Genomic DNA, 2,634 nt, shown 5'->3' with positions numbered 1-2,634 from the left:
TAGAGAGCGTCAAGCAGCACGGCCGGTCAGCGACAACTATTTTGGCCGGTCAACGGGGTAGTTGTCGTTCGGTATCAGGTCATATTTGACGTTGCTCCTTCGTAGTTGTCGTTGCATGATCGTGTAGTTGACGCTCTTCGTTACTGCGCAACGTTGCCGTCGTCAGGCAACTGGCCGCTGAACGGATTGGCAGGGTTGTCGCCGTGTAATTGACGCCGCCGTGCATTCTGTTTGTCGCCGGCCTTGCGGCGGCGGTAGCTTTCGACGTTGAGTTCGAAGATCGTCGAGTGATGCACAAGCCGGTCGATGGCGGCGACCGTCATGCCGGGGTCGGGGAACACGTCATTCCAGCCCGAGAACGGTTGGTTTGCAGTTATCAGAAGACTTTTTCGCTCATACCTCTCGGCAATCAGCTCGAACAGAACGCTGGTCTCGGCCTGGTCCTTGCGGGCATACGACAGGTCGTCGAGGATGATCAAATCGAAGCGATCGAGCTTGGCCAGCGCGGAAGGCAACAGCAGGCTCTGGCGCGCGGCCTGCAGCTTCTGGACGAGCTCGCTGGTACGCGTGAACAGCACGCGGTAGCCGACGTCGATCAATGCATGACCGATAGCCGATCCCAGGTGGCTTTTTCCGACCCCAGGCGGGCCGAACAGGAGAACCGTGGCGCCTTTCTCCAGCCATGACTCTCCGGTGGCCAGCGCTGTGACATGCGCTTTTGAGACCATCGGCACGGCGCCGAAGTCGAAGGCGGCGAGCGTCTTGGTCGGGTCCAGATGCGACTCGGTACGGTGCCGCTCGATGCGTCGTTTAGCGCGTTCGGCCAGCTCGTGCTCTAGCAGTGCGCCGAGCAGGCGTGCGGCCGGCCAGGCTTCCTTGTCCGAGCGCTCAGCGAACTCGGGCCACAACCTGCCGATCGTTGGCAAACGCAGCTCGTTGAGCATCAAGGCCAGGCGGCCACCATCATGCGCGGGCGAGTTCATGCTGCCACCTTCTTGAGCAGTTCGTCATAGACGGCAACGGGCGGCATCTGAACCTCGACATCGGGGCACTGGGCCGCACGGGGTGCGTACTGCTCACGCAGCGCCTTGAGATCGGGAAGCTCGCCGGTTTCCAGCATTGCATCAAGCTGCCCGGCCAGTACGGCCTCCACGCCGTGCAGGCCCGCGAGCTCAAGCAGGCCGACCATCGTCTTGCATGCGTCGCGTTGTGACAGGCGGGCATCAAGTTGTTCCCAGGTTCTGCGGTACGCATCACGCGGGAACAGCGCGTCACGAAACGCGAGCCCCTTGAATGCCTGGGGTTTGCGCTTCAGCGAGTCAATGAAGTGGCGGTAATCAAGCGCGTGGCGGTTGTCGYGCGCACGCGAGCCCCGTGCGGTGCTGTGGACCAGCACGCCGGACAGGTARCAGTCGAGCCGGTCGCCGTAGAYGCGCACCTTCAGCCGGTGRCCAATCAGGCGCGACGGCGCACTGTAGAGGATGCCGCGCACCGTAAAAGTGCTGCAGCGGGTCACAGGAGCCTCCTCCTCGACGAAGTCGGTGGTACGGTACTCCGGCAGATCCTGAAGCTGCTGGCGCTCGATACGGAACGCGGCGGCGCAGCGCCGGTTTCGACGCATCACCTGTTCGCGGATGAATTCGTCGTAGGCGGCGCGATCAACGAAGTCGCGATGGCCACGCAGCATCAGGGCTTGATCAACTGCGTCCTTCAGATACCGGTGCGAGGATTCGACGCTCCCGTTCTCGTGACCCAGGCCGCGATTGTTACGCGTGCCCTGCATGTCGTAGTGATCGAGCAGCGCCTTGTAACGGGTAGTGAAGTCTTCCTTCTCGCTCAGGTTCTTGAAGGCGGCTGACAGGCTGTCGGTGCGATGCTCGCGCGGGCAACCTCCCGCCTGCCATAGAGCGTTCTGCAAACCGTTGGCGAGGGCTTCGAAGCTCTCGCCGCCCTCAACCACGCAGGCATACTCCCAGCGCGAGAATGCCAGCACGAAGTGATACAGCCGGTGCTCGAACAGTGTGCCGCCGATCGTCACGCACAACTTGCTCATATCGGTGAAGTCAGACAGCCCGCGCACGCCGGGCTGATGCTCCTGGGGGAAGAAGATCTCCTGGCTGGGACCTTCGAGCGCCCGCCATTGAGAAATGCGTCGTTCCAGCGTGCGACGCATGCTGTCGGGATAGCAGCCCGGGTGATCATCCTGCAGCTTGCGCAGGATCGTGATGCCCGTCAGATGGGGAGCGTTACGCAGCAACGGCACGACCTCGCTGTCCCAGACATCGGCGAACGGATCGGGACGGGTGCGCCAGGAGCGCTGCGGCTTCTGGGATGGCAACGTCGCGTCACGCTCAATGCGGCGTGCGCTGCGCACGCTTATTCCTGCCTTCGCGGCCGCGAGTTCCTGCGGATGGTGTTTGCGCTTGTTCATGTAGAGGCGAACCTGTTGGTCGGTGATGCGGGTTCCAGACATGTGCTGACCGCTTCTTCTTTAAGAATCGATCAGCCATCCTATTGCCCCGCCGACGCGGCGCCGCCGGTGGTTCGTCGTCTCCGGCGGCTACGCCGCCTCCGACTCCTCACCACCGGCCAAAACAAACGTCAACGACCGGCCAACATAATTGTCGCCCCCCA

The 2,634-nt window shown here is 62.4% G+C and carries 2 protein-coding genes; both read right to left on the bottom strand.

Annotated elements, in window-relative coordinates:
* Nucleotides 1–140: 140 nt before the first annotated feature.
* Nucleotides 141–983, bottom strand: coding sequence for an IS21-like element helper ATPase IstB (gene istB, locus E1N52_RS43425; RefSeq protein WP_133191223.1), 843 nt, complete (start codon nucleotides 981–983; stop codon nucleotides 141–143).
* Complete coding sequence (gene istA, locus E1N52_RS43420; protein WP_133191221.1) at nucleotides 980–2,473, bottom strand: IS21 family transposase; 1,494 nt, start codon at nucleotides 2,471–2,473, stop codon at nucleotides 980–982. Before istA ends, istB begins: the two co-directional genes overlap by 4 nt.
* Nucleotides 2,474–2,634: the final 161 nt, after the last annotated feature.

Origin of the sequence: Paraburkholderia guartelaensis (genome assembly GCF_004353905.1) — a bacterium.
GTDB lineage: Bacteria > Pseudomonadota > Gammaproteobacteria > Burkholderiales > Burkholderiaceae > Paraburkholderia > Paraburkholderia guartelaensis.
Note: the sequence above shows the minus strand (reverse complement) of the source record. Positions and strands in the feature narration are given on the sequence as shown.